Consider the following 22,985-nt stretch of genomic DNA (forward strand, 5'->3'; position numbering starts at 1 on the left):
CGCGGGCGGTTGAGAAGTACTCACGGGTCAGACGGCGCGGCGAATCGTCGCCAGGAATGTGGCCGCCACGAAGAACAACCCGGAGAACGTGCGGTTGGTGGCCCGTTGCTGGCGCGGCGAGCGCATCAGCCGCAGCACCCTCGACGCCAGCCCGGTGTAGCCGGTCATGACGACGACGTCGACCGCGACCATGGTGGCGGCGATGATCAGGTATTGGGGGAGCAGCGGCGCCGACGGGGTGATGAACTGCGGGAGCACCGCCAGCATGAAGACGACGGCCTTCGGGTTGCTCGCATTGACGAGGAAGCCGCGCAGCGTCATCGCCGGACCGCTGGTCTCGGCGACAGCGCCGTCGACGTCGGACACGTCGGTCGCACTCGCCCGCCACTGCCGGATGCCGAGATATACCAGGTACGCGACGCCGAACCACTTGATCACCGTGAACGCGAGGGTCGAGTTCGCGAGCAATGCGCCGAGCCCGGCGGCGACCACCGCGATCTGCAGCAGCAACCCGAACTGCAGCCCCGCGATGTTCCAGTAGCCGCGTCTCAGCCCGAACCGCATTCCCGTGGCCATCGACGCGATCGCGCCCGCTCCCGGGGACAGGCTGATCACGCACGAGGCCCCGAGCACTGCGCACCACATCTGCCACGACACCAGGTGATGGTACGTCGGGCCCCGCCGGCAACCCCTTTACGGGGGATTCGTGCAGCTGCGGGGCAGATTCACGAGGGAGCAGAACCCGGTTCGGCGGTCGGGTTCGTAGCCGGGCGGGAGCCCGTTCGCGACGATCTCCCGGTACGTCGTCACCGCATCGGTCGGTCGGCGGGTGAGGTTCGGGTCGGTCAGTGCGTCGACGGTGAAGAGCCCGAACCGGGGACGGTACGTGCCCCACTCGTAGTTGTCGGTGATCGACCAGTAGTTGTATCCGATCAGCGGGGCGCCGTCCGCCCGTGCCCGCTCCATCCAGTAGACGTGATCGCGGAGATGGTCGGACCGGGTGTAGCCGTCCGGTCGCGGTTTCCCGTCGTCGGTGGGCATCCCGTTCTCCACGACGTACAGCGGTAGTCCCGGGAACTTGTTCGTGTACCGCATCAGGGCGTGGTAGATGCCTTCCGGTTGGGGGCTGATGTCGTAGAACGCGTCGGTGACCGCGTTCGCCGCGGTGAGGTTGTCCAGGGAGAGCCCGTAGTAGTAGTCCACGCCGAGGAAGTCGAGCTTGTCCCGCACGCGGTCGACGAAGGTGGCGTCGAGCGCGTCCATTGCGGCGGGGATGTAGGCCAGATTGCTGCTCACCCGGGCGCCCGGGTCGCTGTCGTGGATCAGGTCGTATGCGCGCCGGTGTACCTCGACGAGCCGGTCGAGCATCTGCGGCGCCTGTTCGGCGCCGATGCCGCCGAACGTCAGTTCCTTCTGCAGATAGACGGTCGGTTCGTTGATCGTGATCCAGAGTGCCCCGAGTCCGGAATAGCGTTCGACCACCGTCTGTGCGTTCGCGAGCCAGTTTTCGACGGTGTCCGGGTTCGCCCAGCCACCCTGGTCGGCGACCCACCCCGGGTACACCCAGTGGTCGAGTGTGATCATCGGGGTCATCCCGCGGCGGGTGATCTCGTGGACGACGTCGTCGTAATACTGCAGTTCGGTCTCGTCCCAGATGCCGGGTGCGGGTTGCACCCGCGCCCATTCGACGCCGAACCGGAACACGTCGACCCCCAGGTCTGCGGCGCGGCCGACGTCCTCGGCGTAGCGGTGACGGAAGTCCACGGACGTGCCGATCGCGTCGTGGGTCCGGCCGGAGTCGGAATAACGGCGCCAGTTGCTGTCGGGTGAGGAGCCCTCCGACTGGAACCCGGAAGTCGCCACGCCCCACAGGAAGTCGTCGGGGAGCGGGGCGGCGTGCGCTGGGGCGGACGGCGCGAGCAGGCAGAGGAGAATCGCGCCGGCGCCCAGGAGTCGCGAGGGAGTCCGCATCGGCCGAAGAGTAGTGGAAACGCTGTCCCGACTGCGCCGATTGGGTAATACTGGTGAGTAGGACTACCCGCCAGTAGGAGGCGCGTCATGGTCGACACCTCAGCTCCGAAGGTCACCGAAGAAGAAGCACGAGCGGTCGCAGAGGAGGCGAGGGAGTCCGGCTGGGACAAACCCTCCTTCGCGAAAGAACTGTTTCTGGGACGGTTCCGGCTGGATCTGGTTCATCCGTTCCCCCGGCCGGCAGCCGAGGATGCTGCCAAGGCCGAGGAATTCCTCATTCGCCTCCGCGCCTACTGCGAGGAGATGGACGGCAGCGTCATCGAATCCCAGTCGCGCATTCCCGACGAATACGTTCGAGGCCTCGCCGACCTCGGGTGCTTCGGCTTGAAGATCTCCGAGGAGTACGGCGGACTCGGACTCTCGCAGGTCGCATACAACCGGGCGTTGATGCTCGTCGCCTCGGTGCATCCGAGCCTGGGCGCGCTGCTCTCGGCGCATCAGTCGATCGGCGTTCCCGAACCGCTCAAGCTCGCCGGCACCCCCGAGCAGAAGCGTGAATTCCTCCCGCGGTGTGCCCGCGGAGCCATCTCCGCGTTCCTCCTCACCGAGCCGGACGTCGGTTCCGACCCCGCGCGGCTCGCGTCGTCGGCGGTACCCATCGAGGACGGCGCCGCCTACGAACTGAACGGTGTGAAGCTGTGGACGACCAACGGCGTCGTCGCGGAACTGCTCGTCGTCATGGCGCGCGTACCGAAGAGCGAAGGCCACCGCGGCGGCATCTCCGCCTTCGTCGTCGAGGCCGACACCCCGGGCATCACCGTCGAACGACGCAACGCGTTCATGGGGCTGCGCGGCATCGAGAACGGCGTCACCCGGATGTACAACGTCCGCGTGCCCCGGGAGAACCTGATCGGCCGGGAAGGCGACGGACTGAAGATCGCGCTCACCACACTCAACGCGGGCAGGCTCGCGATTCCGGCGATGTGTGCCGGGGCCGGGAAGTGGTCGCTGAAGATCGCCCGCGAATGGTCGGGTGTGCGCGTGCAGTGGGGCAAGCCGGTCGGCGAACACGCGGCCGTCGCCAACAAACTGTCGTTCATGGCGGCGACCACCTACGCCCTCGAAGCCGTGGTGGACCTGTCGGCGCAGATGAACGACGAGGGTCGCAACGACATCCGGATCGAGGCGGCGCTCGCCAAGCTGTGGTCGTCCGAGATGGCCTGCGTCATCTCAGACGAGCTGATCCAGGTCCGCGGCGGTCGCGGCTACGAGACGGCGGCGTCGCTCGCCGCCCGCGGTGAGCGCGCGGTGCCGGTGGAACAGTTGGACCGCGACCTGCGCATCAACCGGATCTTCGAGGGCTCGAGCGAGATCATGCGACTGCTGGTCGCGCGCGAAGCCGTGGACGCGCACCTCACGGCGGCGGGCGATCTCGCCGATCCGAACGCCGACACCGGTGCGAAGGCTCGCGCGGCGGCCAAGGCCAGTGGGTTCTACGCGAAGTGGCTGCCGCAACTCGTGGCAGGTAAAGGGCAGGTCCCGACGTCGTACAGCGAATTCGGCACCCTGGCCAAACATCTGCGGTTCGTCGAACGGCACTCCCGCAAGCTGGCCCGCTCCACGTTCTACGCGATGGCCCGGTGGCAGGCGGCGCTGGAGAAGCAGCAGGGGTTCCTCGGCCGGGTCGTGGACATCGGCGCCGAACTGTTCGCGATGTCCGCCACGTGCGTCAAGGCGGAGATGCAGCGCGAGGAGAACGAGGCCGAGGGCGCGGCAGCCTACGAACTCGCCGACGTGTTCTGCCGGCAGGCAGCGCTGCGCGTGGAGAAGCTGTTCGACGGTCTGTGGCACAACACCGACGACGTGGACAAGCAGGTTGCGCGCTCGATTCTCGAGGGACGGTATGCGTGGCTCGAGCGGGGTGTGGTCGACCCGAGCGAGGGCACCGGTCCGTGGATCACCGAATGGACGCCCGGCGCGTCCACCGAGGAGAATCTGGCCAGGAGGTTCCTGCACTCCACCCGCCTGTAGCCCGTCGGGGTTCCCGCCTCGGCTCGGCGGTACTCTCCGAGGCGACGCGCGCACCAGCGTGGCACCCGCCGGCGTCTCGACGCCGGCGGGACGAGCCGAGGGAACTCCAGTGCGCAGCTTCATGTGTCGCAAATGCGGTCAACGGCTTTCGTTCGAGAACAGTCTCTGCCTGAAATGTGACAGTGCTCTGGGATTCCACCTGCCGAGCCGATCCATCGTCGTGCTCGACGCCATGGGCCGCGTGGAGGTGGACGGCGAGGCCTGGGTGCGTTGCGCGAATGCCAGCACGGCGAAGTGCAACTGGCTCGTCCGGCGCGACGACATCCAAAACCTGTGCACGTCCTGCCGGCTGACGCGGACCCGTCCGGCAGACGGCGACGACGAGGGCATGGCCGCGTTCGCGACCGCCGAGACCAACAAGCGGCGGGTCGTCCTCGAACTCGACGAACTCGGTCTCCCCATCGTCCCCAAGTTCGAGGACCCGGCCACCGGGCTGGCCTTCGACCTCCTGTCGAGCGCACGGACCCCGGTGGTCACCGGGCATGCCGGCGGGGTGATCACGCTGGACCTGGCCGAGGGCGACGACGTTCACCGGGAACAGTTGCGGGTCGAGATGGACGAGCCCTATCGCACGCTCGTCGGCCACTTCCGGCACGAGGTCGGGCACTACTACCAGGTGATGCTGGTCCGCGGCGACTCCGAACGTGCCCGGTTCGAGGAACTGTTCGGGGATCCGGATCGGGACTACCAGGCCGCGCTGAAACGTCACTACCGCGACGGTGCGCCGAAGGGCTGGGGCCGGCTCTACGTGTCGTCCTACGCCACGATGCACCCCGCCGAGGACTGGGCGGAGACGTTCGCGCACTACCTGCACATCCGCGACGCCCTGGACACTGCCGCTGCCTTCGCCATGGCTCCCGCGGGAGCGACGACGAGCAGCGAACTCAGTGGTGACGTGGGGTTCGACCAGATCATCGACTGGTGGCTGCCGCTGTCGTGGGCGCTCAACCAGATGAACAGGTCGATGGGCCACCACGACCTCTATCCGTTCGTGCTGCCGGCCGCGGTGCTGGAGAAGATGCGGTTCATCCACTCGCTGATCCAGCCGGCCCCGGTGTGGGACGAGCCGGCCCTGTCGTCGACGGAAACCGGCTCGGCCGCCGACCGGTGAAAACGGGGTGCGCCTATCCTGGATAATCGGTGTCGAGCCCTGTTCTCCGCAGAACAGTCCGCTCGTCCGAGACACCGTGTCCCGACAGTCGCAGAGAGGACCTCTCATGCTCGCCCGCACCGACCTTCGTGGTCGTACCCCTTCCACGGCCGAACTTCGCGCCGCACTTCCTCGAGGTGGAGTGGATGTGGACGCGGTCCTGCATCAGGTTCGCCCCGTCGTCGAGGCGGTCCGTGAGCGCGGCGCCGACGCGGCCCTCGAATTCAGTGAGAAGTTCGACGGCGTCCGTCCCGCGCAGGTCCGGGTGCCGCAGTCCGAGTTGGACCGCGCCCTCCACGAACTCGATCCGGCCGTCCGCGCCGCCCTCGAGGTCGCCATCGAACGCACCCGCAAGGTCCACGCCGACCAGCGCCGCACCGACACCACCACCGAGGTGGTCCCGGGCGGCACCGTTACCGAACGGTGGGTCCCCGTCGACCGGGTCGGGCTGTACGTCCCCGGCGGCAACGCCGTCTACCCGTCCAGCGTCGTGATGAACGTGGTCCCCGCCCAGGCCGCCGGTGTGCGGTCCCTCGTGGTGGCCTCGCCGCCGCAGTCCGGGTTCGGTGGTCTGCCGCACCCGACCATCCTCGCCGCGGCGGCCCTGCTGGGCGTCGATGAGGTGTGGGCCGTCGGCGGCGGTCAGGCCGTTGCCCTGCTCACCTACGGCGGCATCGATACGGATGGCGCCGAACTCGCCCCCGTCGACCTCATCACCGGCCCCGGCAACATCTACGTCACGGCCGCCAAGCGCCTCTGCCGCGGACTCGTCGGCATCGACGCCGAGGCAGGCCCCACCGAGATCGCGATCCTCGCCGACCACACGGCCGACCCGGTGCATGTCGCCGCCGACATGATCAGCCAGGCCGAACACGACGTGATGGCCGCGAGTGTGCTCGTCACCAGCAGCGTCGAACTCGCCGACGCCGTCGACACGGCGCTCGCGGCGCAGCTCGAGATCACCAAGCACAGGGAGCGCGTCACCGCCGCGCTGTCCGGCACGCAGTCGGGCACCGTGCTGGTCTCCGACGTCGAGGCCGGACTGCGGGTGGTCAACGCCTACGCCGCCGAGCACCTCGAGATCCAGACCGAGAACGCCACCGCCGTCGCCGCCAAGGTGACCAGCGCGGGCGCCGTCTTCGTCGGACCGTGGGCGCCCGTCAGCCTCGGCGACTACTGCGCCGGGTCCAACCACGTCCTGCCCACCGCGGGCTGCGCCCGTCACTCCTCGGGTCTGAGCGTGCAGACGTTTCTGCGCGGCATCCACGTCGTCGACTACTCCGAGTCCGCGCTGAAGGAGGTCTCCGGCCACGTCATCACCCTCGCGAACGCCGAGGACCTGCCCGCGCACGGCGAGGCCGTCCGGCTGCGGTTCGAGGCATTGCGGTGACCGCGGCGAACGTGCCGGGTTCGTCCATCGGGGTGGAAGCGTTGCCGATCCGCGAGAATCTGCGCGGCAAGTCGGCGTACGGCGCACCACAGCTGACCGTCCCGGTGCAGCTGAACACCAACGAGAACCCGCACCCGCCCACGCAGGCGCTCGTCGACGACGTCGCGGAATCCGTGCGGGAGGCGGCGCGGGAACTGCACCGCTACCCGGACCGCGACGCGGTGGCGCTGCGCACCGATCTCGCCGCCTACCTCGTCCGCCAGACGGGCGTGCCGGTCACGGTCGACAACGTGTGGGCCGCCAACGGGTCCAACGAGATCCTGCAGCAGCTGCTGCAGGCGTTCGGCGGTCCCGGGCGTAGCGCGATGGGCTTCGTCCCGTCATATTCGATGCACCCGATCATCGCGGACGGCACCGAAACCGAGTGGCTGCCGATCTTCCGCCGCGCCGACTTCGCGCTCGACGTGGACGCCGCGACTGCGGCGATCGCCGAGCGCAGGCCCGACGTCGTGTTCGTCACCAGCCCCAACAACCCGACGGGGCACAGCGTCGGCATCGCGGAACTGCGCCGGGTCCTCGACGCCGCGCCGGGCATCGTGATCGTCGACGAAGCGTACGCCGAGTTCTCCGACGCGCCGAGCGCCCTGACGTTGATCGACGAGTACCCGTCGAAGCTCGTCGTGTCGCGGACGATGAGCAAGGCGTTCGCCTTCGCCGGTGGCCGGCTCGGATACCTCGCGGCCGCACCGGCATTCATCGAGGCGCTGCTCCTGGTCCGGTTGCCGTATCACCTGTCGGTGGTCACGCAGGCCGCCGCCCGCGCGGCGCTGCGGCACGCGAACGAGACACTCGGCAGCGTGCACGCGCTCGCCACGGAGCGGGTGCGGGTGTCGAAGGCATTGGAGGACACAGGGTTCCGTGTCATCCCCAGCGACGCCAACTTCATCCTGTTCGGTGAGTTCACCGACAGCGCCCACGCCTGGCAGGCCTACCTCGACCGCGGAGTGCTCATCCGGGACGTCGGGATCCCCGGATACCTGCGTGCCACCGTCGGACTGGCCTCCGAGAACGACGCCTTCATCGTGGCGAGCGACGAGATCGCCGCCACCGAACTCACGACCTCAGGAGACCGAGGATGACCGACCGTATCGCCCGCGTGGAGCGCACCACCAAGGAATCCAGCATCACCGTCGAACTGAACCTCGACGGCACCGGCATCGTCGACGTCTCGACGGGTGTCCCGTTCTTCGATCACATGCTGACCGCGCTCGGCTCCCACGCGAGTTTCGACCTGACCGTCCACGCCAAGGGCGACATCGAGATCGAGGCGCACCACACGGTCGAGGACACGTCGATCGTGCTCGGTCAGGCCCTGGGTCAGGCACTCGGCGACAAGAAGGGCATCCGGCGGTTCGGTGACGCGTTCATCCCCATGGACGAGACCCTCGCGCACGCGTCGGTCGACGTGTCCGGGCGTCCGTACTGCGTCCACACCGGCGAACCCGAGCACCTGCTGCACGCCATCATCGGCGGATACCCGGGCGTGCCGTACGCGACGGTGATCAACCGCCACGTGTTCGAGTCGATCGCGCTCAACGCGCGCATCGCCCTGCACGTCCGCGTGCTCTACGGACGCGATCAGCACCACATCACCGAGGCCGAGTTCAAGGCCGTCGCCCGCGCACTGCGCGAGGCCGTCGAACCGGATCCCCGCGTCACGGGAGTGCCGTCCACCAAGGGCAGCCTGTGATCCGGACGCAGCCGTGAGCGTCGTCCTCGTCTACGTCCTGTTCATCGCCGCGGGGATCGCGGCGGGCGGCGCCTACTCCATGTGGAAGTTCAACAGACTGGCCTCGGGCGTGCTGCTGGCCCTGGCGGTGCTGGCAGCCGTGGCGGGCGTTCTCAGGTTGATGTAATGCCCGTCGCAGTGGAGGCTCGCACCGGACTGCTCCGCACGCCGGGTCTGGTCACCGCGATGGTGATGGGCGCCGCGGCGTTCGGCGGCTGGGCGGTCCTCCTGCCGGTCGTTCCGCTGATCGTCTCGCTGTCCGGCGGTTCGGACACTCTCGCGGGCAGCGTGACGGCCGTGTTCATGGCCGCCACCGTCGTCACGCAACTCGGTGTGCCCCGGCTCCTGCGCAGGTGGGGGCATCGGTGGGTGCTGGCCGCCGGCTGCATGCTGCTCGGGCCGCCGTCGCTGCTCCTCCTGCTCTCCACCGACGCGATCCCGGTGCTGGCCGTGTCGGCCGTCCGGGGATCGGGCTTCGGCATGCTCACCGTCGCCAGTAGTGCGCTGGTCGCCGAACTCGTTCCCCGCGAGATGCTCGGCCGCGCGACGGGGGCGCAGGGAATCGCGGTGGCCGCCGCGCAGATGGTCGGGCTGCCTGCGGGTCTCGCGATCATGCAGCACTGGTCGGCGACCCCGGTGTTCGTGATCGGCGCGCTCATTCCGGCGCTCGCCGTGCTCGCGATCACGCGGCTGCCGGCGATCCACGCACCCGCGGGGCACACGTCGCCGGGCCGCATCCCACTCGCCGTCCTGCTGACGCCGTGGCTCGCGATCGCGATCGCTGCGGCCGCATTCGGCGGTCTGTCCAGTCTGCTGCCGATCGCGATCGTGGAGCGGGCCTCGTTCGCCGGGGTGATCCTCGCCGTGTCGAGCGGTGCGACGCTGATCGGGCGGTATGCCGCGGGATCGTTCTCCGACCGGCTGGGGGTGGGCCGCGCCCTGGTGCCCGCCCTGACGTTTGTGTGCCTCGGCCTGGTGCTGTTCGCCGTCGCGGCGGCGACGACTGCCCCGGTGCCGCTGCTGGTGTGCGCGGCGCTGGCGTTCGGGTTCGGATTCGGCGCGGTGCAGAACGAGTCCCTCGTCATGATCTTCACCGCAGCGGGACCGGCCCGGTTCGGCTCGGCGAGCGCCGGATGGAACGTCGGGTTCGACGCCGGAACCGGTTTCGGTTCCCTCGCACTGGGAGCCGTCGCGTCGGTGGCCGGGTACTCCTGGGTGTTCGCCGTCGCGGCGACGGCGGTCGCGGTCGTCCCCGCCGCCGGAATGGTCGTCGCCCGCGCTCTCAGGCGTCGTTCACCCGCCGGATAAGGTTGTGTCATGACCGTCTCCACGATTGCCGTCCTCGACTACGGCTCCGGCAACCTGCATTCGGCCACCCGCGCGCTGGCCCGAACCGGCGCGCGTGTCGAGGTCACCTCCGATCACAAGGTCGCGCTCGCAGCCGACGGTCTCGTCGTTCCCGGCGTCGGCGCGTTCGCGGCGTGCATGGAAGGACTCCGCGCCGTCCGCGGTGAGCGGATCATCGGTCAGCGTCTGGCCGGCGGACGACCGGTCCTCGGAATCTGCGTCGGCATGCAGATCCTCTTCGACCGCGGAGTCGAGTTCGGCGTCGAGGCGGAAGGCTGCGGCGAATGGCCCGGCACCGTTGAACGTCTCCAGGCCGACGTGCTGCCGCACATGGGCTGGAACACCGTCGAGGCCCCCGCGGGCAGCACGCTGTTCGCCGGGATCGATCCCGACACCCGGTTCTACTTCGTCCACTCGTACGCAGCGCAGACCTGGGAGCTGCCGCCGTCCGAGCGGCTCGCGCCCCCGCTGCTGACGTGGGCCGACCACGGAGGCAAGTTCCTCGCCGCCGTCGAGAACGGTGCGCTGTCCGCCACGCAGTTCCACCCCGAGAAGTCCGGCGACGCGGGCGCGGAACTGCTCCGCAACTGGGTCCGCAGCTTGTGACCGAACCCGGGGACGGTCGCGGCGACCTGTCCATCGGCAGACTCGCGGTGTACGCGATGGGCGCCGCCACGGCGGTGCTCGTACTCGCCACCGCGATCATTCTGGTGGTGAAGCCGGGCCCCGTCCTCGGGCTGATCGTCGGACTGCTCGGCGTCGCCGGCGCGATCGCGGCCATGGGCTACGTATCGAAACGCATGACCCGCAACGCCTACGGTCCCGATCGCGAGGACCCGGAGCCGGGTTCCGACCGCTGAGCGACTAGGGTTGTCGCACGTGAGCCTGGTCCTTTTGCCTGCTGTAGATGTCGTCAACGGTGAAGCTGTTCGCCTCGTCCAGGGGGAGGCGGGAAGCGAGACCGGATACGGCTCGCCCCGTGATGCCGCCCTCGCATGGCAGAACGACGGTGCCGAGTGGGTGCACATCGTCGACCTCGACGCCGCATTCGGTCGTGGATCGAACCGGGAACTCCTCGCTGACGTGGTGGGCGAGCTCGACGTCCAAGTGGAACTGTCCGGTGGAATCCGCGACGACGCCTCGCTCGAGGCCGCCCTGGCCACGGGGTGCGGACGCGTCAACCTCGGTACCGCCGCCATCGAGAATCCCGAATGGTGTGCCCGCGCCATCGCCAAGTACGGCGAGAAGATCGCCGTCGGCCTCGACGTGCGCCTCGTCGACGGCGAATACCAACTCCGCGGCCGCGGCTGGGTCACCGAGGGCGGCAACCTGTGGGAAACCCTGGCCCGGCTCGACAAGGACGGCTGCTCGCGGTACGTCGTCACCGACGTCAGCAAGGACGGCACCCTCACCGGCCCGAATCTGGAACTCCTCGCGCAGGTCTGCGCGGCCACCGACGCCCCCGTCGTGGCCTCGGGTGGCGTGTCCACCATCGACGACCTCCGGGCGATCGCCAGACTCGTCGACCAGGGTGTCGAGGGGTCCATCGTCGGCAAGGCGCTGTACGCGGGGCGGTTCACCCTCCCCGAGGCGCTCGCCGCGGTCTCGGGCTGAGTTCCGGCCATGGCCCTGTCCCGCGATCCCCGCGAACTGCTCGCCGTCGCCAGTGAGCTGCTCGACGGAGTGCACAACAGGTTCGTCACGGGTGTGGGTGCGCCCAGCGCCGTCCACAAGGGCCCCGACGACTTCGCGACCGCCGTCGATCTCGAACTCGAGAAGCGGCTGACCGGGGAACTGCGCGACCGGACCGGCATCGACGTCCACGGCGAGGAGTTCGGCGGACCCGACCTCGACAGCGGACCCGTCTGGGTGCTCGACCCCATCGACGGGACGTTCAACTATTCGGCGGGCCTGCCCACGGCGGGCACCCTGCTCGCGCTTCTCGACGACGGGGTTCCCGTTCTCGGTCTCACGTGGCTGCCGCTGGTCAGGCGACGGTACGCGGCCGTGGCGGACGGCCCGCTGCTCGAAGGTGGCAAGCCCCTGCCCGCGCTCGGCCGCACGTCGCTGGCGTCGTCGATCGTCGGCTTGGGGGCACTGAACATCGACAGCCGCGGCCGGATCCCCGGCGCCTACCGGCTCCAGGTCCTCGCGCAGCTCAGCAGGGTGTCCTCGCGTATCCGCATCCACGGATCCACGGGCGTGGACCTGGCGTTCACCGCGGCCGGAATACTCGGCGGCGCGGTGGTGTTCGGCCACAATGCGTGGGACAACGCGGCCGGTGTCGCGCTGGTGCGCGCCGCGGGTGGTGTGGTGACGGATCTGGGCGGTCGGCCCTGGACCGTGACCTCCGACTCGGTGCTCGCCGGAGCGCCCGGAGTGCACGGCGAAATTCTCGATATCCTCGGATCACTGGGTGATCCTCGTTCCGAGCCTTCAGGAGGGCGTACGCAATGACTCTGGCGGTTCGAGTGATCCCGTGTCTGGACGTCGATGCCGGACGCGTCGTCAAGGGCGTCAACTTCGAGAACCTGCGGGACGCGGGTGACCCCGTCGAGTTGGCCGCCGCGTACGACGCCCAGGGCGCCGACGAGCTCACGTTCCTCGACGTCACCGCGTCCACCGCGGACCGCGGCACCATGCTCGACGTGGTGAGCCGGACCGCGGAGCAGGTCTTCATCCCGCTCACGGTCGGCGGCGGTGTCCGCACCGTCGAGGACGTCGACCGATTGCTGCGCGCCGGCGCCGACAAGGTCAGCGTCAACACCGCCGCCATCGCGCGGCCCGAGTTGCTCCGCGAACTCAGCGAACGTTTCGGCTCCCAGTGCATCGTGCTGTCGGTCGATGCCCGCACCGTGCCGCAGGGGCAGCCCGACACCCCGTCGGGGTGGGAGGTCACCACCCACGGCGGCAAGCGCGGCACCGGCATCGACGCCGTCGAGTGGGCGGTCCGCGGCGCCGAACTGGGCGTCGGGGAGATCCTCCTCAACTCGATGGACGCCGACGGCACCAAGGCCGGCTTCGACCTGCCCATGATCCGGGCGGTGCGCGCCGCCGTGCACGTGCCGGTGATCGCCAGCGGGGGAGCGGGCGCGGTCGAGCACTTCGCACCCGCCGTCGGTGCCGGCGCGGACGCCGTCCTGGCCGCGAGTGTGTTCCATTTCGGCGACATGACGATCGGCGACGTGAAGAAGTCCATGCGTGAAGAAGGGATCACCGTCCGATGAGTCTCGACCCCGCCATCGCGTCCCGGCTCAAGCGCAACGAGGCAGGACTGTTCAGTGCCGTCGCGCAGGAACGGTCGACGGGCGACGTCCTGATGGTGGCGTGGATGGACGACGAGGCCCTCGCACGCACACTCGACACCCGCAAGGGCACGTACTACTCCCGGTCCCGTCAGCAATACTGGGTGAAGGGCGAGACGTCCGGTCACACGCAGTACGTCCACGAGGTGCGGCTCGACTGCGACGGCGACTCGGTGCTGCTCGTCGTCGATCAGGAGGGGGCGGCGTGCCACACGGGCACGCACACCTGCTTCGACTCCGACGTCCTCCTCACTGCGGAGTAGCGCACCGGCGCTCGGGCAGAATGTCCGCCATGCCACTCATTCAGATCAGTCAGACCCCCGGGCTCACCGCCGAGCAGAAGCGCGCGACGATCGAGGCCGTCACAAAGGCGTACGCCGAGGCGACGGGCAAGGATCCCGCGGCGGTGTGGGTGACGATTACCGAGGTTCCGCGCGACAGCTGGGGCGTCGGCGGGACGCCGCTGGGGTGAGGGCTGTGGGGACGCCGCTGGGGTGAGGGCTGTGGGGACGCCGCTGGGGTGAGCTGTCGGGCCGGCTGGGGTGAGTTGTCAGGCTCGGCCGGTTCCGGAGGCGATGCTCTTGTCCAGTTGGGTGAGCATGGCGCCGGACAGTTCGGACAGCTGACGGACCTGGTCGGCGGACAGTCCGTCGAAGATCAGGGATCGGACGGATTCGACGTGCGGGGGCGCAGCCTCGACGACCTTGGCCATGCCTTCGTCTGTGAGGACGGCGTCGGAGCCGCGGCTGCCGCGGATGCTCTCGCGGCGCACCCAGCCGGCCTTTTCCATCTTGGTGACGACGTGCGAGAGCCGGGACAGTGACGCGTTGGCGCGCTGGGCGAGCAGAGACAGTTGGAGGCGCCGGTTCTCCTCGCCGGAGAGCGAGGCGAGGACGAAGTACTCGAAGTGGGTGAGTGCGGAGTCGCGTTGCAGTTGCGTGTCGAGTGCCGCGGGGAGCCGGGTGACCAGGGCGATGAGGGTGAGCCAGGCCTCCTGCTGCTCTGCGTCGAGCCATCGGGTTTCGGCGGGCGCCGAACTGCCCTCGTCGTTACCACCCATCAGTGGTCTCCTCCATTCGTACGTCGATCCACGCGTGCGGCGTGTCCAACATAGTTAGCACGTCGCGGGCCGAGTGGTGTCCGGGGAATAGTTGCCGCGGGCACGGGTTGACTCCTATAGTAACTTGAAGGTTCAACATTGATTCCTCAAATGACGAGCCTGCCTCGATCCGAAGGAGTCGCGATGACCAACACCATGCCCGCACTGTTCCTCAGTCATGGTGCGCCTCCGCTGGTGGACAGCGAACTGTGGGTGTCCCAGCTGGCGAAGTGGGCCGGCGACCTGCCGCGGCCGACGGCCGTCCTCATGGTGTCCGCACACTGGGAATCGGCGCCGCTCACGATCGGATCCACCACTACCGGCACGCCACTCGTCTACGACTTCGGCGGCTTCCCCGAACGCTTCTACCGCGCCACGTACGAGTCGCCCGGCGCCCCGGAACTCGCGGCGCAGGTCGCGGCCCTGATGCCGGACAGCGAGACCGTCGCGCACCAGCCACACCGCGGCCTCGACCACGGCGCCTACGTGCCGCTGACCGTCATGTACCCGGACGCCGACATCCCGGTCCTGCAGATCTCACTGCCCACCCTCGACCCGCAGCGGCTGCTGCACCTCGGTGAGCGGCTGCGCCCCCTGCGCGAGCAGGGCGTGCTGATCGTGGGTTCCGGTTTCACCACGCACGGCCTGCCGTTCCTGCGCGACCCGTCGCCCGAGGCGGCAGCGCCCGGCTGGTCATCGGAGTTCGACGCCTGGGCGCAGGAGCGTCTCGCCGCGGGCGACGTGGATTCGCTGATCGACTTCCGCTCGCTCGCGCCGGGCATGCCGTACGCCCATCCGACGATCGAGCATTTCGCGCCGCTGTTCGTCACGCTGGGCGCCTCGAGCGATCCCGAGCAGATTCCCCGGCAGGTGATCGACGGCTTCTGGATGGGGTTGGCCAAGCGGTCGTTTCAGGTGGCCTGACGCGTCCGGAGGAAGGCCAGGGCCTGATCGCCGTGCGTGTTCGCGCGGAACTCGCTCGAGATGACCTCGAGCACGGTGCGGTCGGTGTCGATGACGAACGTGGACCGCTTGACCGGGGCGAGCTTGCCGAGCAATCCGCGCTTGACGCCGAACTTCTCCGCGACGGCGCCGTCGGCATCCGACAACAACGGGTAGTCGAAGGATTGCGCCTCGGCGAACGACGCCTGCTTCGCCACGGCGTCGGTGCTGATCCCGGCGCGCGAGGCGCCCACAGCGGAGAACTCCACGCCGAGGTCACGGAAATGGCAGGCCTCGGCGGTGCAGACCGGCGTCGACGCCGCAGGGTAGAAGAACAGCACCAGCGGGCCGTCCTCGAGGAGGCTCGACAGCGATCGTGCGATGCCGTCCTGATCGGGCAGGGTGAATTCCGGTGCGAGTTGACCTGGCTTCATGAGAGCCGAGGCTACCCGCGCACGCAGCCACGACGAGTGCGCCTGGGATGATGGTCGGCATGCACGGCGAGCCCACCACGATTCCCGCACCCGAGTCCGCCGCCACCCCGGCCGACGGCGGGTCCGACTCGACCACTACACGCGAGCAGTTCCATGCTCTCGCCGCCGAACACCGGGTGGTCCCGGTGACGCGCAAGGTGCTGGCAGACGCGGAAACTCCGCTGTCGGCGTACACCAAGCTCGCGGCGAACCGGCCGGGCACCTTCCTGCTCGAGTCGGCGGAGAACGGCCGATCGTGGTCGCGATGGTCGTTCATCGGAGCGGGCAGTCCCGCCGCGCTCACCGTCGTCGACGGCGAGGCCGCCTGGTACGGCAACGTTCCCGCGGGAGTGCCGTCCGGCGGAGATCCGATCGAGGCCCTCGGGCGGACGCTGGAACTGCTCCGGACCGAGCGACTGCCCGACCTGCCGCCGCTGACCGGTGGCATGGTCGGCTTCCTCGGATACGACGCGGTCCGGCGCATCGAGCGCATCGGCGAGCACGCCACCGACGATCTGCAGGTTCCCGAAATGGTGATGCTGCTCGCGACTGATCTCGCGGCGGTCGACCACCACGAGGGCGCTATCACCCTGATCGCCAACGCCGTCAACTGGGACGGCACGGACGAGCGCGTCGACGAGGCCTACGACTCCGCGGTCGAGCGACTGGACCGGATGACCCGGGCCCTGTCGGCCCCGGCGTCGTCGACCGTGTCCACGTTCGCGAAGCCCGCCCCCGACTACCGGCGTCAGCGCACCACCGAAGGTTTCGGCGCCGATGTACTCAAGCTCGTCGGGGACATCGAGGCGGGCGAGGCGTTCCAGGTGGTGCTGTCGCAGCGCTTCGAGATCGACTGCACCGCGGACCCGATCGACGTTTACCGGATGCTCCGCGCCTCCAACCCCAGCCCGTACATGTATCTCCTCAACGTGCCGAACGGCGACGGCGAGACTGCGTTCTCGATCGTTGGGTCGAGCCCGGAGGCGCTGGTGACCGTGTCCGAGGGTGTGGCCACGACGCACCCGATCGCCGGCACGCGGTGGCGCGGACACACCGAGGAGGAGGACATCCTGCTCGAGAAGGATCTGCTCGCCGACGAGAAGGAGAACGCCGAGCACCTGATGCTCGTGGATCTGGGCCGCAACGACCTCGGGCGGGTGTGCGAGCCGGGCACGGTGAAGGTTCACGACTACCGGCACATCGAACGGTACAGCCACGTGATGCACCTCGTGTCCACCGTCACCGGCCACCTCGCGGAGGGCAAGCAGGCCCTCGACGCCGTCACCGCGTGCTTCCCGGCGGGCACCCTGTCCGGCGCGCCGAAGGTCCGGGCGATGCAGCTGATCGAGGAACTCGAACCCACGCGCCGCGGGATCTACGGCGGCATCATCGGGTACCTCGACTTCGCCGGCGACGCCGACACGGCGATCGCGATCCGGACGGCGCTGATCAAGGACGGCGTCGGGTACGTCCAGGCGGGCGCGGGCGTCGTCGCGGACTCGAACCCGGAGTACGAGGACACCGAGGCGCGGAACAAGGCGATGGCGGTGCTCAGCGCGATCGCGGCGGCGCACACGCTGAAGACCCTGGGAGGCGACACGCAGTGAGTGAGGCGTCGGAGACGGTTCGGGAACCCGCGCGGGCGGGACGTCGCCGGTCGATGATCGCGGTACTGCTGCTCGCGGTGGCCGCCGTGTGCCTGTGGGGTGCCTCCCGGATGACGTGGGTGGAGGTCACCTCTTCCGACGGACTCGGCGAGGAACGCGCCTCCGCGCTCGTCGGCGGCACGTGGGCCGCGGCCCTCACTCCTCTCGCGTTGACCCTGGTCGCCGCGATCGCGGCGTCGTTCGCGGTCAAGGGTTGGGCCCTGCGGGTGCTCGGTGTGCTCGTCGCGGTGGTGGCCGTCGCGGCCGCGGTGCCTGCGGTGAGGTTGATCGTCTCCGGTGCCTCCGACGACGAGGCGGGACGGCTGGCCGAGCTCCCGGGCCGCGCCGACGTCCAGTCGGTGTCGGTGCACGTCGGACCGGCCGTCCTCGTGCTGGTCGGCGCTCTCGCGGCCCTGGTCGCCGCGGTGGAACTCGTCCGGCGTCCCCGGGTGCGGGCGGGACTCTCCTCCAAGTACGACAGCCCGGGTGCACGACGTGATGCGGCGAAGAAGGCCGGTGCCGATCCGGCCGGGGAACCCGTCACCCAGCGCATGCTGTGGGACGCCCTGGACGCGGGCGAGGACCCGACGGTGGACGACAAGAAAGCCGAAGCTGTCGACCAAGTTGACGGCTCCGACAAAGACCCGGGTACCCGAACGTAAACAGAATCAGAGTGCCATCTAGGCTGGCTTCACCCCTGATGATGTTCCTCACATCGGGTTTCTGCCCAGAAAGGACTCGGGCCACGATGACCGTTCTCGACTCGATTCTCGACGGGGTGCGCGCCGACGTCGCCGCCCGCGAAGCCGTCCTTGACTTCGCTGCAGTCAAGGCTGCCGCCGCTGCCGCACCGCCGGCCCTCGATGCCGCGGCCGCCCTGCTCGAGCCGGGCATCGGAGTCATCGCCGAGGTCAAGCGCGCGAGCCCCTCGAAGGGCGCGCTCGCCGACATCGCCGATCCCGCCGAACTGGCCGCCGCCTACCAGGCCGGTGGTGCCCGGGTGATCAGCGTGCTCACCGAGGAGCGACGGTTCCAGGGGTCCCTCGCGGACCTCGACGCCGTGCGCCGGGCGGTGAGCATCCCGATCCTCCGCAAGGACTTCATCGTCGGGCCGTACCAGATCCACGAGGCCCGCGCGCACGGCGCCGACGTCGTGCTGCTCATCGTCGCCGCCCTCGAGCAGGACGCGCTGGCGTCGCTGATCGACCGCACGGAGTCGCTCGGCATGACCGCACTGGTCGAGGTGCACACCGAGCAGGAAGCCAATCGGGCGCTCGAAGCGGGCGCCAAGGTCATCGGGGTCAACGCGCGCAACCTCAAGACGCTCGAGGTCGACAAGAACACCTTCGGGGAGATCGCTCCCGGACTGCCCACGGAGATCATCAAGATCGCCGAGTCCGGGGTGCGGGGCACGGCCGACCTGCTGGCCTACGCCGGTGCGGGAGCCGACGCGGTCCTGGTCGGCGAAGGCCTCGTCACCAGCGGGGATCCGCGCAAAGCCGTGGCCGATCTGGTCAACGCCGGCGCGCACCCGTCCTGCCCCAAGCCGTCACGCTGAGCCTGCGTCGGCGGAACTGACCCGGACGGCGGCGGAACCTAGCGTTGGGGCAGACTGGACCTGTGACTTCACGTAATCAGGAAACCGTCTTCAAGGGTGGCAATCTGCCGACTGCCAGCGCCGGAATCGCCGAGCGCACGACGCACGACCCCGACGCCGGAGGGCACTTCGGCGTGTACGGCGGACGGCACGTGCCGGAGGCCCTGATGGCAGTGATCGAGGAGGTCACCGCCGAGTACGAGAAGGCGCGCGCCGACGACGCGTTCCTGAACGAACTCGATCGTCTCCAGCGCGACTACACCGGCCGTCCGTCCCCGATCTTCGAGGCGACCCGCATGAGCGAGTTCGCCGGCGGGGCACGCCTCATCCTCAAGCGCGAAGACCTCAACCACACCGGCTCGCACAAGATCAACAACGTGCTCGGCCAGGTGCTGCTCGCCAAGCGCATGGGCAAGACCCGGATCATCGCGGAGACCGGCGCCGGCCAGCACGGTGTGGCCACCGCGACCGCCTGTGCCCTCCTCGGCCTCGAATGCGTCGTCTACATGGGCGCCGTCGACACCGAGCGTCAGGCGCTGAACGTCGCCCGCATGAGGCTGCTGGGCTCCTCGGTGGTGTCGGTCGAGTCGGGGTCGCGAACCCTGAAGGACGCGATCAACGAGGCGCTGCGCGACTGGGTCACCAACGCCCACAACACCTACTACTGCTTCGGCACCGCCGCGGGGCCGCACCCGTTCCCGACCATCGTCCGCGACTTCCAACGGGTCGTCGGTCTGGAGACGCGGGCCCAGGTGCAGGCGCTGACAGGCCGGCTGCCCGACGCGGTGACGGCGTGCGTCGGCGGCGGGTCCAACGCCATCGGAATCTTCCACGCCTTCCTCGACGACCCGGCCGTGCGGCTGGTCGGCTACGAGGCCGCCGGTGACGGTGTCGAGACCGGGCGGCACGCCGCCACGTTCGCGGCAGGCACGCCGGGCGCGTTCCAGGGCGCGTACTCGTACCTGCTGCAGGACGAGGACGGGCAGACCATCGAATCGCACTCGATCTCGGCGGGCCTCGACTACCCGGGTGTCGGGCCCGAGCACGCACTCCTCAAGGACACCGGCCGCGCCACCTACGAACCGGTCACCGACACCGAGGCGATGGACGCGCTGCGTTTGCTGTCCGAGCGCGAGGGCATCATCCCGGCCATCGAATCCGCGCACGCGGTCGCCGGGGCGCTGCGACTGGGTCGCGAGCTGGGGAAGGGCGCGATCATCGTCATCAGCCTGTCCGGGCGCGGCGACAAGGACATGGACACGGCGGCCAAGTGGTTCGGACTGTTCGATCCCGACGACTCCACCGAGACCACCACGACTGACAAGGAAGGTTCGGCCAAGTGAGCGAACGACTCTCGCGCCTCGCCCCGACGTTCGCGCAGTGCCGCGAGGAGAAGCGCGCCGCGCTCGTCGGGTATCTCCCGGCCGGTTTCCCCACCGTCAAGGACTCCATCGACGTGTTCAAGGCGATGGTCGAATCCGGTTGCGACATCGTCGAGGTCGGCATCGCCTACTCCGACCCGGTGATGGACGGGCCGACCATCCAGGCGGCGGCCGAGACGGCGCTGCAGAACGGTGTCCGGGTGCGTGACGTGTTCACCGTCGTCGAAGCGATCGCCTCCGTCGGCGGCAAGGCCGTCGTCATGACCTACTGGAATCCGGTCCTGCAGTACGGCGTCGACAAGTTCTCCCGCGACCTGGCGAGTGCCGGCGGCCTCGGGCTGATCACGCCCAACCTCATCCCCGAGGAAGCCGGCGAGTGGATCGCCGCGTCGAAGGAACACGACCTCGACCGGATCTTCCTCGTGGCGCCGTCGTCGACCGAGGAACGCCTCGCGATGACCCTCGACGCCAGCAGCGGCTTCGTGTACGCCGCGTCCACGATGGGTGTCACCGGCGCCCGCGACGCGGTGTCGTCGATGGCACCCGAGCTGACGGCCCGCATCCGCGCGCACTCGGACATTCCGGTGGGCGTCGGGCTGGGTGTGCGGTCGGGCGCGCAGGCCGCCGAGATCGCCGCGTACGCCGACGCCGTCATCGTCGGATCCGCGCTGGTCACCGCCGCGGAGAGTGGTCTGGACGCCGTGCGCTCGCTCACGAAGGAACTCGCCGAGGGCGTTCGCTCCGCTACCGTGGCGTCGTGACTTCCACTGTGGACGTACTGGCCTACATTCCGAGTCCGCCCCAAGGTGTCTGGTATGTCGGACCGGTGGCCCTGCGCGCGTACGCGCTGTTCATCATCGTCGGGATCGTCGTCGCGATCGTGTGGGGCGACCGCCGCTGGGTCGCCCGCGGCGGCGAGAAGGGCACCGTCCTCGACATCGCGATCTGGGCGGTGCCGTTCGGCCTGATCGGCGGCCGGCTGTACCACGTGATGACCGATTGGCCGACGTACTTCGGGGAGGGCGGCGATCCCGTCGACGCCCTGAAGGTGTGGCAGGGCGGCCTCGGCATCTGGGGCGCCGTGGCGCTCGGTGGTGTCGGCGCGTGGATCGGGTGTCGTCGCCGCGGCATCCCGCTGCCGGCACTCGGCGACGCGGTCGCGCCCGCGATCTTGCTCGCGCAGGCGATCGGCCGGCTCGGAAACTACTTCAATCAGGAGCTGTACGGTCGCGAGACGGACGTCCCGTGGGGGCTCGAGATATTCGAGCGCCGCAACGACGCGGGGCAGGTGTCGCCGCAGCTGATCGACGGCGTCTCCACCGGCCAGGTGGCATTTGTGGTGCATCCGACATTCCTGTACGAAGCGTTGTGGAACGTGCTGATCGTCATCCTGCTCGTGTGGGTCGATCGCCGCTTCCGCATCGGCCACGGCCGCCTCTTCGCGCTGTACGTCGCCGGGTACTGTGCCGGACGCTTCTGGATCGAACTGATGCGCAGCGACCACGCCAGCCTCATCGCGGGTGTCCGCGTGAACTCGTTCACCTCGGCCCTCGTGTTCGTCGCGGCGCTGGTGTACTTCTTCGCCGCCACGAAGGGCCGCGAGGATCCGGCGGACCTGCGTCCGGCCGGCGAGGGGCAGGCGCCGGCAGAGACCACTGCCGCTGTCTCCGACACGAAGGTCGAGGAAGGCAAGAAACTCGAGGACGAGAAGGTCGAGGACAAGTCGGTATCGGACGAGAAGGCCGCGAGTACTGCGAGTGCCGGCGGCGACGCGGGGACGAAGACCATCGACAGCAAGAAGGATGACGCGCATGACTGAACCGGGGAAAGCATCCGACGATTCCGGCAAGGGTGAACCCGAGGACGCACACAAGGTCGACCTGGGGAAGAGCGGCGACGGCACCGAGAACAGCGAGTCGAACCTGCCGCCCGAGTTCGGCTCACCCTTCGATTACGACGCCACCGCCGAGGCCTCGCTGTCCCAGCCGCCGGCCACGTCCGACGCGACACCCTCACCGGGCGCGTCCGGCACCGGACCGGGATGGGATACCTACTCGGGGGTCGGGAACGGTCCGGGCTGGGGTTCGACGCCCACCTATCCGTCGCCGAGCGGAACCGAGCCGACGGCGCCGTTCCCGAACGTGGGGGAGTCGACGTCGCCGACCGCGCCCTACACGGGGTACGACAAGCCGCAGCAGCAACCGGACGGTCCCACGTACGGAGCACCCGACCCGAACTACGGCGCGCAGTACGGCGCGGCCCCGCAGGACTACCAGCAGCCGGGGTACCAGCAGCCCGGATACGGGCAGCAGCAGGGCTACCCCCAGCAGGGCTACCCCCAGCAGGGGTACCCGCCGCCGGGATATGCCCCCGCCGGGTACAACGCGTACGCCGATCCGTCGGCGCCGTTCGGCCGGCATCCGCTGACGGGTGAGCCGTACTCCGACAAGTCCAAGCTGACCGCCGGTCTGCTGCAGATCTTCCTCGGCGGTTTCGGAGTCGGGCGGTTCTATCTCAACCAGCCCGGAATCGCCGTCGCGCAGATTGCCGTCACGTGGCTCACCTGCGGTCTCGGCGGAATCTGGCCGCTGGTCGACGGCATCATGATGCTGACCGGAAGTGTGAAGGACAAGTACGGACGCCCCCTCCGGGAGCAGTGAAAATCCGAGAGAGAAACTGTGGCCCGTGTTGCTGATGCGACACGGGCCACAGTGCGTTCCGGGGCCCGATTCGGCATATCTCGCCGGGTATCCGTCCTGGTAAGCTGAGCGCGCCGGATGTATGTCCGGTTACAACCTTCACG

The 22,985-nt window shown here is 69.1% G+C and carries 26 protein-coding genes; 22 read left to right on the forward strand and 4 right to left on the reverse strand.

The features are described from left to right. Nucleotides 1–27 precede the first annotated feature (27 nt). Complete coding sequence (gene rhtB / locus RJ1_RS17110) at nucleotides 28–657, reverse strand: homoserine/homoserine lactone efflux protein (RefSeq protein WP_073361833.1); 630 nt, start codon at nucleotides 655–657, stop codon at nucleotides 28–30. Nucleotides 658–693: 36 nt separating this feature from the next. Next, entirely contained in the window at nucleotides 694–1,971 is a 1,278-nt protein-coding gene (locus RJ1_RS17115; RefSeq protein WP_073361835.1) for a glycoside hydrolase family 1 protein, read from the reverse strand. A gap of 87 nt (nucleotides 1,972–2,058) precedes the next feature. Here RJ1_RS17115 and RJ1_RS17120 point away from each other — a divergent pair, with 87 nt between their 5' ends. The 14 genes from RJ1_RS17120 to RJ1_RS17180 all read left to right on the forward strand — a co-directional run bounded on the left by RJ1_RS17120 (nucleotide 2,059) and on the right by RJ1_RS17180 (nucleotide 13,515). Further along, a complete protein-coding gene (locus RJ1_RS17120) occupies nucleotides 2,059–4,002 on the forward strand; it encodes an acyl-CoA dehydrogenase family protein (protein WP_073361837.1) in 1,944 nt (647 codons plus the stop codon). A gap of 109 nt (nucleotides 4,003–4,111) precedes the next feature. Continuing rightward, entirely contained in the window at nucleotides 4,112–5,173 is a 1,062-nt protein-coding gene (locus RJ1_RS17125) for a zinc-binding metallopeptidase family protein (RefSeq protein ID WP_073361839.1), read from the forward strand. A 106-nt stretch (nucleotides 5,174–5,279) separates the two neighbouring features. Next, a complete protein-coding gene (gene hisD, locus RJ1_RS17130) occupies nucleotides 5,280–6,602 on the forward strand; it encodes a histidinol dehydrogenase (RefSeq protein ID WP_073361841.1) in 1,323 nt (440 codons plus the stop codon). Then, the gene (locus RJ1_RS17135; protein ID WP_073361843.1) at nucleotides 6,599–7,741 is read left to right on the forward strand and encodes a histidinol-phosphate transaminase; all 1,143 of its coding nucleotides are present in this window, start codon (nucleotides 6,599–6,601) and stop codon (nucleotides 7,739–7,741) included. Before hisD ends, RJ1_RS17135 begins: the two co-directional genes overlap by 4 nt. Continuing rightward, entirely contained in the window at nucleotides 7,738–8,352 is a 615-nt protein-coding gene (hisB, locus tag RJ1_RS17140; RefSeq protein ID WP_073361845.1) for an imidazoleglycerol-phosphate dehydratase HisB, read from the forward strand. The genes RJ1_RS17135 and hisB overlap by 4 nt, the downstream gene beginning before the upstream one ends. Before the next feature lie 13 nt (nucleotides 8,353–8,365). Further along, entirely contained in the window at nucleotides 8,366–8,518 is a 153-nt protein-coding gene (locus RJ1_RS46775; RefSeq protein WP_162850325.1) for a CG2302 family histidine operon protein, read from the forward strand. Continuing rightward, entirely contained in the window at nucleotides 8,518–9,699 is a 1,182-nt protein-coding gene (locus RJ1_RS17145) for an MFS transporter (RefSeq protein WP_073361847.1), read from the forward strand. The genes RJ1_RS46775 and RJ1_RS17145 overlap by 1 nt, the downstream gene beginning before the upstream one ends. Before the next feature lie 9 nt (nucleotides 9,700–9,708). Continuing rightward, nucleotides 9,709–10,344: an imidazole glycerol phosphate synthase subunit HisH gene (gene hisH, locus RJ1_RS17150; protein WP_073361849.1), complete on the forward strand. Its 636-nt coding sequence runs from the start codon at nucleotides 9,709–9,711 to the stop codon at nucleotides 10,342–10,344. Then, a complete protein-coding gene (locus tag RJ1_RS17155; protein ID WP_073361851.1) occupies nucleotides 10,341–10,598 on the forward strand; it encodes a hypothetical protein in 258 nt (85 codons plus the stop codon). Before hisH ends, RJ1_RS17155 begins: the two co-directional genes overlap by 4 nt. A gap of 19 nt (nucleotides 10,599–10,617) precedes the next feature. Beyond that, a complete protein-coding gene (priA, locus tag RJ1_RS17160; protein WP_073361854.1) occupies nucleotides 10,618–11,352 on the forward strand; it encodes a bifunctional 1-(5-phosphoribosyl)-5-((5-phosphoribosylamino)methylideneamino)imidazole-4-carboxamide isomerase/phosphoribosylanthranilate isomerase PriA in 735 nt (244 codons plus the stop codon). Between the two features lie 9 nt (nucleotides 11,353–11,361). Then, nucleotides 11,362–12,195 (forward strand): inositol monophosphatase family protein, encoded by an 834-nt coding sequence (locus RJ1_RS17165; protein ID WP_073361856.1) that lies wholly within the window; start codon nucleotides 11,362–11,364, stop codon nucleotides 12,193–12,195. Then, the gene (gene hisF, locus RJ1_RS17170) at nucleotides 12,192–12,965 is read left to right on the forward strand and encodes an imidazole glycerol phosphate synthase subunit HisF (RefSeq protein WP_005247506.1); all 774 of its coding nucleotides are present in this window, start codon (nucleotides 12,192–12,194) and stop codon (nucleotides 12,963–12,965) included. Before RJ1_RS17165 ends, hisF begins: the two co-directional genes overlap by 4 nt. Then, the gene (gene hisI, locus RJ1_RS17175; RefSeq protein WP_073361858.1) at nucleotides 12,962–13,306 is read left to right on the forward strand and encodes a phosphoribosyl-AMP cyclohydrolase; all 345 of its coding nucleotides are present in this window, start codon (nucleotides 12,962–12,964) and stop codon (nucleotides 13,304–13,306) included. The genes hisF and hisI overlap by 4 nt, the downstream gene beginning before the upstream one ends. Before the next feature lie 20 nt (nucleotides 13,307–13,326). Next, complete coding sequence (locus RJ1_RS17180) at nucleotides 13,327–13,515, forward strand: tautomerase family protein (RefSeq protein ID WP_073361860.1); 189 nt, start codon at nucleotides 13,327–13,329, stop codon at nucleotides 13,513–13,515. 78 nt (nucleotides 13,516–13,593) lie between these two features. On the opposite strand, the gene RJ1_RS17185 is transcribed toward RJ1_RS17180, so the two are convergent. After that, entirely contained in the window at nucleotides 13,594–14,103 is a 510-nt protein-coding gene (locus tag RJ1_RS17185; protein WP_073361862.1) for a MarR family winged helix-turn-helix transcriptional regulator, read from the reverse strand. A gap of 183 nt (nucleotides 14,104–14,286) precedes the next feature. Between RJ1_RS17185 and RJ1_RS17190 the strand changes: the two genes are divergently transcribed. Then, a complete protein-coding gene (locus RJ1_RS17190) occupies nucleotides 14,287–15,066 on the forward strand; it encodes a dioxygenase family protein (RefSeq protein WP_073361864.1) in 780 nt (259 codons plus the stop codon). On the opposite strand, the gene RJ1_RS17195 is transcribed toward RJ1_RS17190, so the two are convergent. Further along, nucleotides 15,054–15,518, reverse strand: coding sequence for a peroxiredoxin (locus RJ1_RS17195; protein ID WP_073361866.1), 465 nt, complete (start codon nucleotides 15,516–15,518; stop codon nucleotides 15,054–15,056). The two genes, RJ1_RS17190 and RJ1_RS17195, sit on opposite strands and share 13 nt — an antisense overlap. A 59-nt stretch (nucleotides 15,519–15,577) precedes the next feature. Here RJ1_RS17195 and RJ1_RS17200 point away from each other — a divergent pair, with 59 nt between their 5' ends. From RJ1_RS17200 to RJ1_RS17230, 7 genes are all read left to right on the forward strand, one after another. Continuing rightward, nucleotides 15,578–17,164 carry an anthranilate synthase component I gene (locus tag RJ1_RS17200; protein WP_073361986.1) on the forward strand — a complete coding sequence of 529 codons (1,587 nt, stop codon included), beginning with the start codon at nucleotides 15,578–15,580 and terminating at the stop codon, nucleotides 17,162–17,164. Beyond that, a complete protein-coding gene (locus tag RJ1_RS17205; protein ID WP_073361868.1) occupies nucleotides 17,161–17,865 on the forward strand; it encodes a TIGR02234 family membrane protein in 705 nt (234 codons plus the stop codon). Before RJ1_RS17200 ends, RJ1_RS17205 begins: the two co-directional genes overlap by 4 nt. Nucleotides 17,866–17,951: 86 nt before the next feature. Continuing rightward, nucleotides 17,952–18,761, forward strand: a complete 810-nt coding sequence (gene trpC / locus RJ1_RS17210; protein ID WP_073361870.1) for an indole-3-glycerol phosphate synthase TrpC — start codon at nucleotides 17,952–17,954, stop codon at nucleotides 18,759–18,761. A 62-nt stretch (nucleotides 18,762–18,823) separates the two neighbouring features. Continuing rightward, the gene (gene trpB, locus RJ1_RS17215; RefSeq protein ID WP_073361872.1) at nucleotides 18,824–20,143 is read left to right on the forward strand and encodes a tryptophan synthase subunit beta; all 1,320 of its coding nucleotides are present in this window, start codon (nucleotides 18,824–18,826) and stop codon (nucleotides 20,141–20,143) included. Beyond that, nucleotides 20,140–20,943 (forward strand): tryptophan synthase subunit alpha, encoded by an 804-nt coding sequence (trpA, locus tag RJ1_RS17220; RefSeq protein ID WP_073361873.1) that lies wholly within the window; start codon nucleotides 20,140–20,142, stop codon nucleotides 20,941–20,943. The genes trpB and trpA overlap by 4 nt, the downstream gene beginning before the upstream one ends. After that, complete coding sequence (lgt, locus tag RJ1_RS17225; protein WP_073361874.1) at nucleotides 20,940–22,001, forward strand: prolipoprotein diacylglyceryl transferase; 1,062 nt, start codon at nucleotides 20,940–20,942, stop codon at nucleotides 21,999–22,001. Before trpA ends, lgt begins: the two co-directional genes overlap by 4 nt. Further along, nucleotides 21,994–22,842: a TM2 domain-containing protein gene (locus tag RJ1_RS17230; protein WP_073361988.1), complete on the forward strand. Its 849-nt coding sequence runs from the start codon at nucleotides 21,994–21,996 to the stop codon at nucleotides 22,840–22,842. Before lgt ends, RJ1_RS17230 begins: the two co-directional genes overlap by 8 nt. The last annotated feature ends 143 nt before the right edge of the window (nucleotides 22,843–22,985 follow it).

The organism is Rhodococcus jostii NBRC 16295, from assembly GCF_001894825.1.
Classification (GTDB): Bacteria; Actinomycetota; Actinomycetes; order Mycobacteriales; family Mycobacteriaceae; genus Rhodococcus_F; species Rhodococcus_F jostii.

Bases quoted from the DNA above. Each gene is read 5' to 3' on its own strand.
- RJ1_RS17115 (WP_073361835.1), bottom strand. From the start codon at position 1,971: ATGCGGACTCCCTCGCGACTCCTGGGCGCCGGCGCGATTCTCCTCTGC.
- RJ1_RS17120 (WP_073361837.1), top strand. From the start codon at position 2,059: ATGGTCGACACCTCAGCTCCGAAGGTCACCGAAGAAGAAGCACGAGCG.
- hisD (WP_073361841.1), top strand. From the start codon at position 5,280: ATGCTCGCCCGCACCGACCTTCGTGGTCGTACCCCTTCCACGGCCGAA.
- hisB (WP_073361845.1), top strand. From the start codon at position 7,738: ATGACCGACCGTATCGCCCGCGTGGAGCGCACCACCAAGGAATCCAGC.
- RJ1_RS17145 (WP_073361847.1), top strand. From the start codon at position 8,518: ATGCCCGTCGCAGTGGAGGCTCGCACCGGACTGCTCCGCACGCCGGGT.
- hisH (WP_073361849.1), top strand. From the start codon at position 9,709: ATGACCGTCTCCACGATTGCCGTCCTCGACTACGGCTCCGGCAACCTG.
- RJ1_RS17165 (WP_073361856.1), top strand. From the start codon at position 11,362: ATGGCCCTGTCCCGCGATCCCCGCGAACTGCTCGCCGTCGCCAGTGAG.
- hisF (WP_005247506.1), top strand. From the start codon at position 12,192: ATGACTCTGGCGGTTCGAGTGATCCCGTGTCTGGACGTCGATGCCGGA.
- hisI (WP_073361858.1), top strand. From the start codon at position 12,962: ATGAGTCTCGACCCCGCCATCGCGTCCCGGCTCAAGCGCAACGAGGCA.
- RJ1_RS17180 (WP_073361860.1), top strand. From the start codon at position 13,327: ATGTCCGCCATGCCACTCATTCAGATCAGTCAGACCCCCGGGCTCACC.
- RJ1_RS17185 (WP_073361862.1), bottom strand. From the start codon at position 14,103: ATGGGTGGTAACGACGAGGGCAGTTCGGCGCCCGCCGAAACCCGATGG.
- RJ1_RS17190 (WP_073361864.1), top strand. From the start codon at position 14,287: ATGACCAACACCATGCCCGCACTGTTCCTCAGTCATGGTGCGCCTCCG.
- RJ1_RS17195 (WP_073361866.1), bottom strand. From the start codon at position 15,518: ATGAAGCCAGGTCAACTCGCACCGGAATTCACCCTGCCCGATCAGGAC.
- RJ1_RS17200 (WP_073361986.1), top strand. From the start codon at position 15,578: ATGCACGGCGAGCCCACCACGATTCCCGCACCCGAGTCCGCCGCCACC.
- trpC (WP_073361870.1), top strand. From the start codon at position 17,952: ATGACCGTTCTCGACTCGATTCTCGACGGGGTGCGCGCCGACGTCGCC.
- RJ1_RS17230 (WP_073361988.1), top strand. From the start codon at position 21,994: ATGACTGAACCGGGGAAAGCATCCGACGATTCCGGCAAGGGTGAACCC.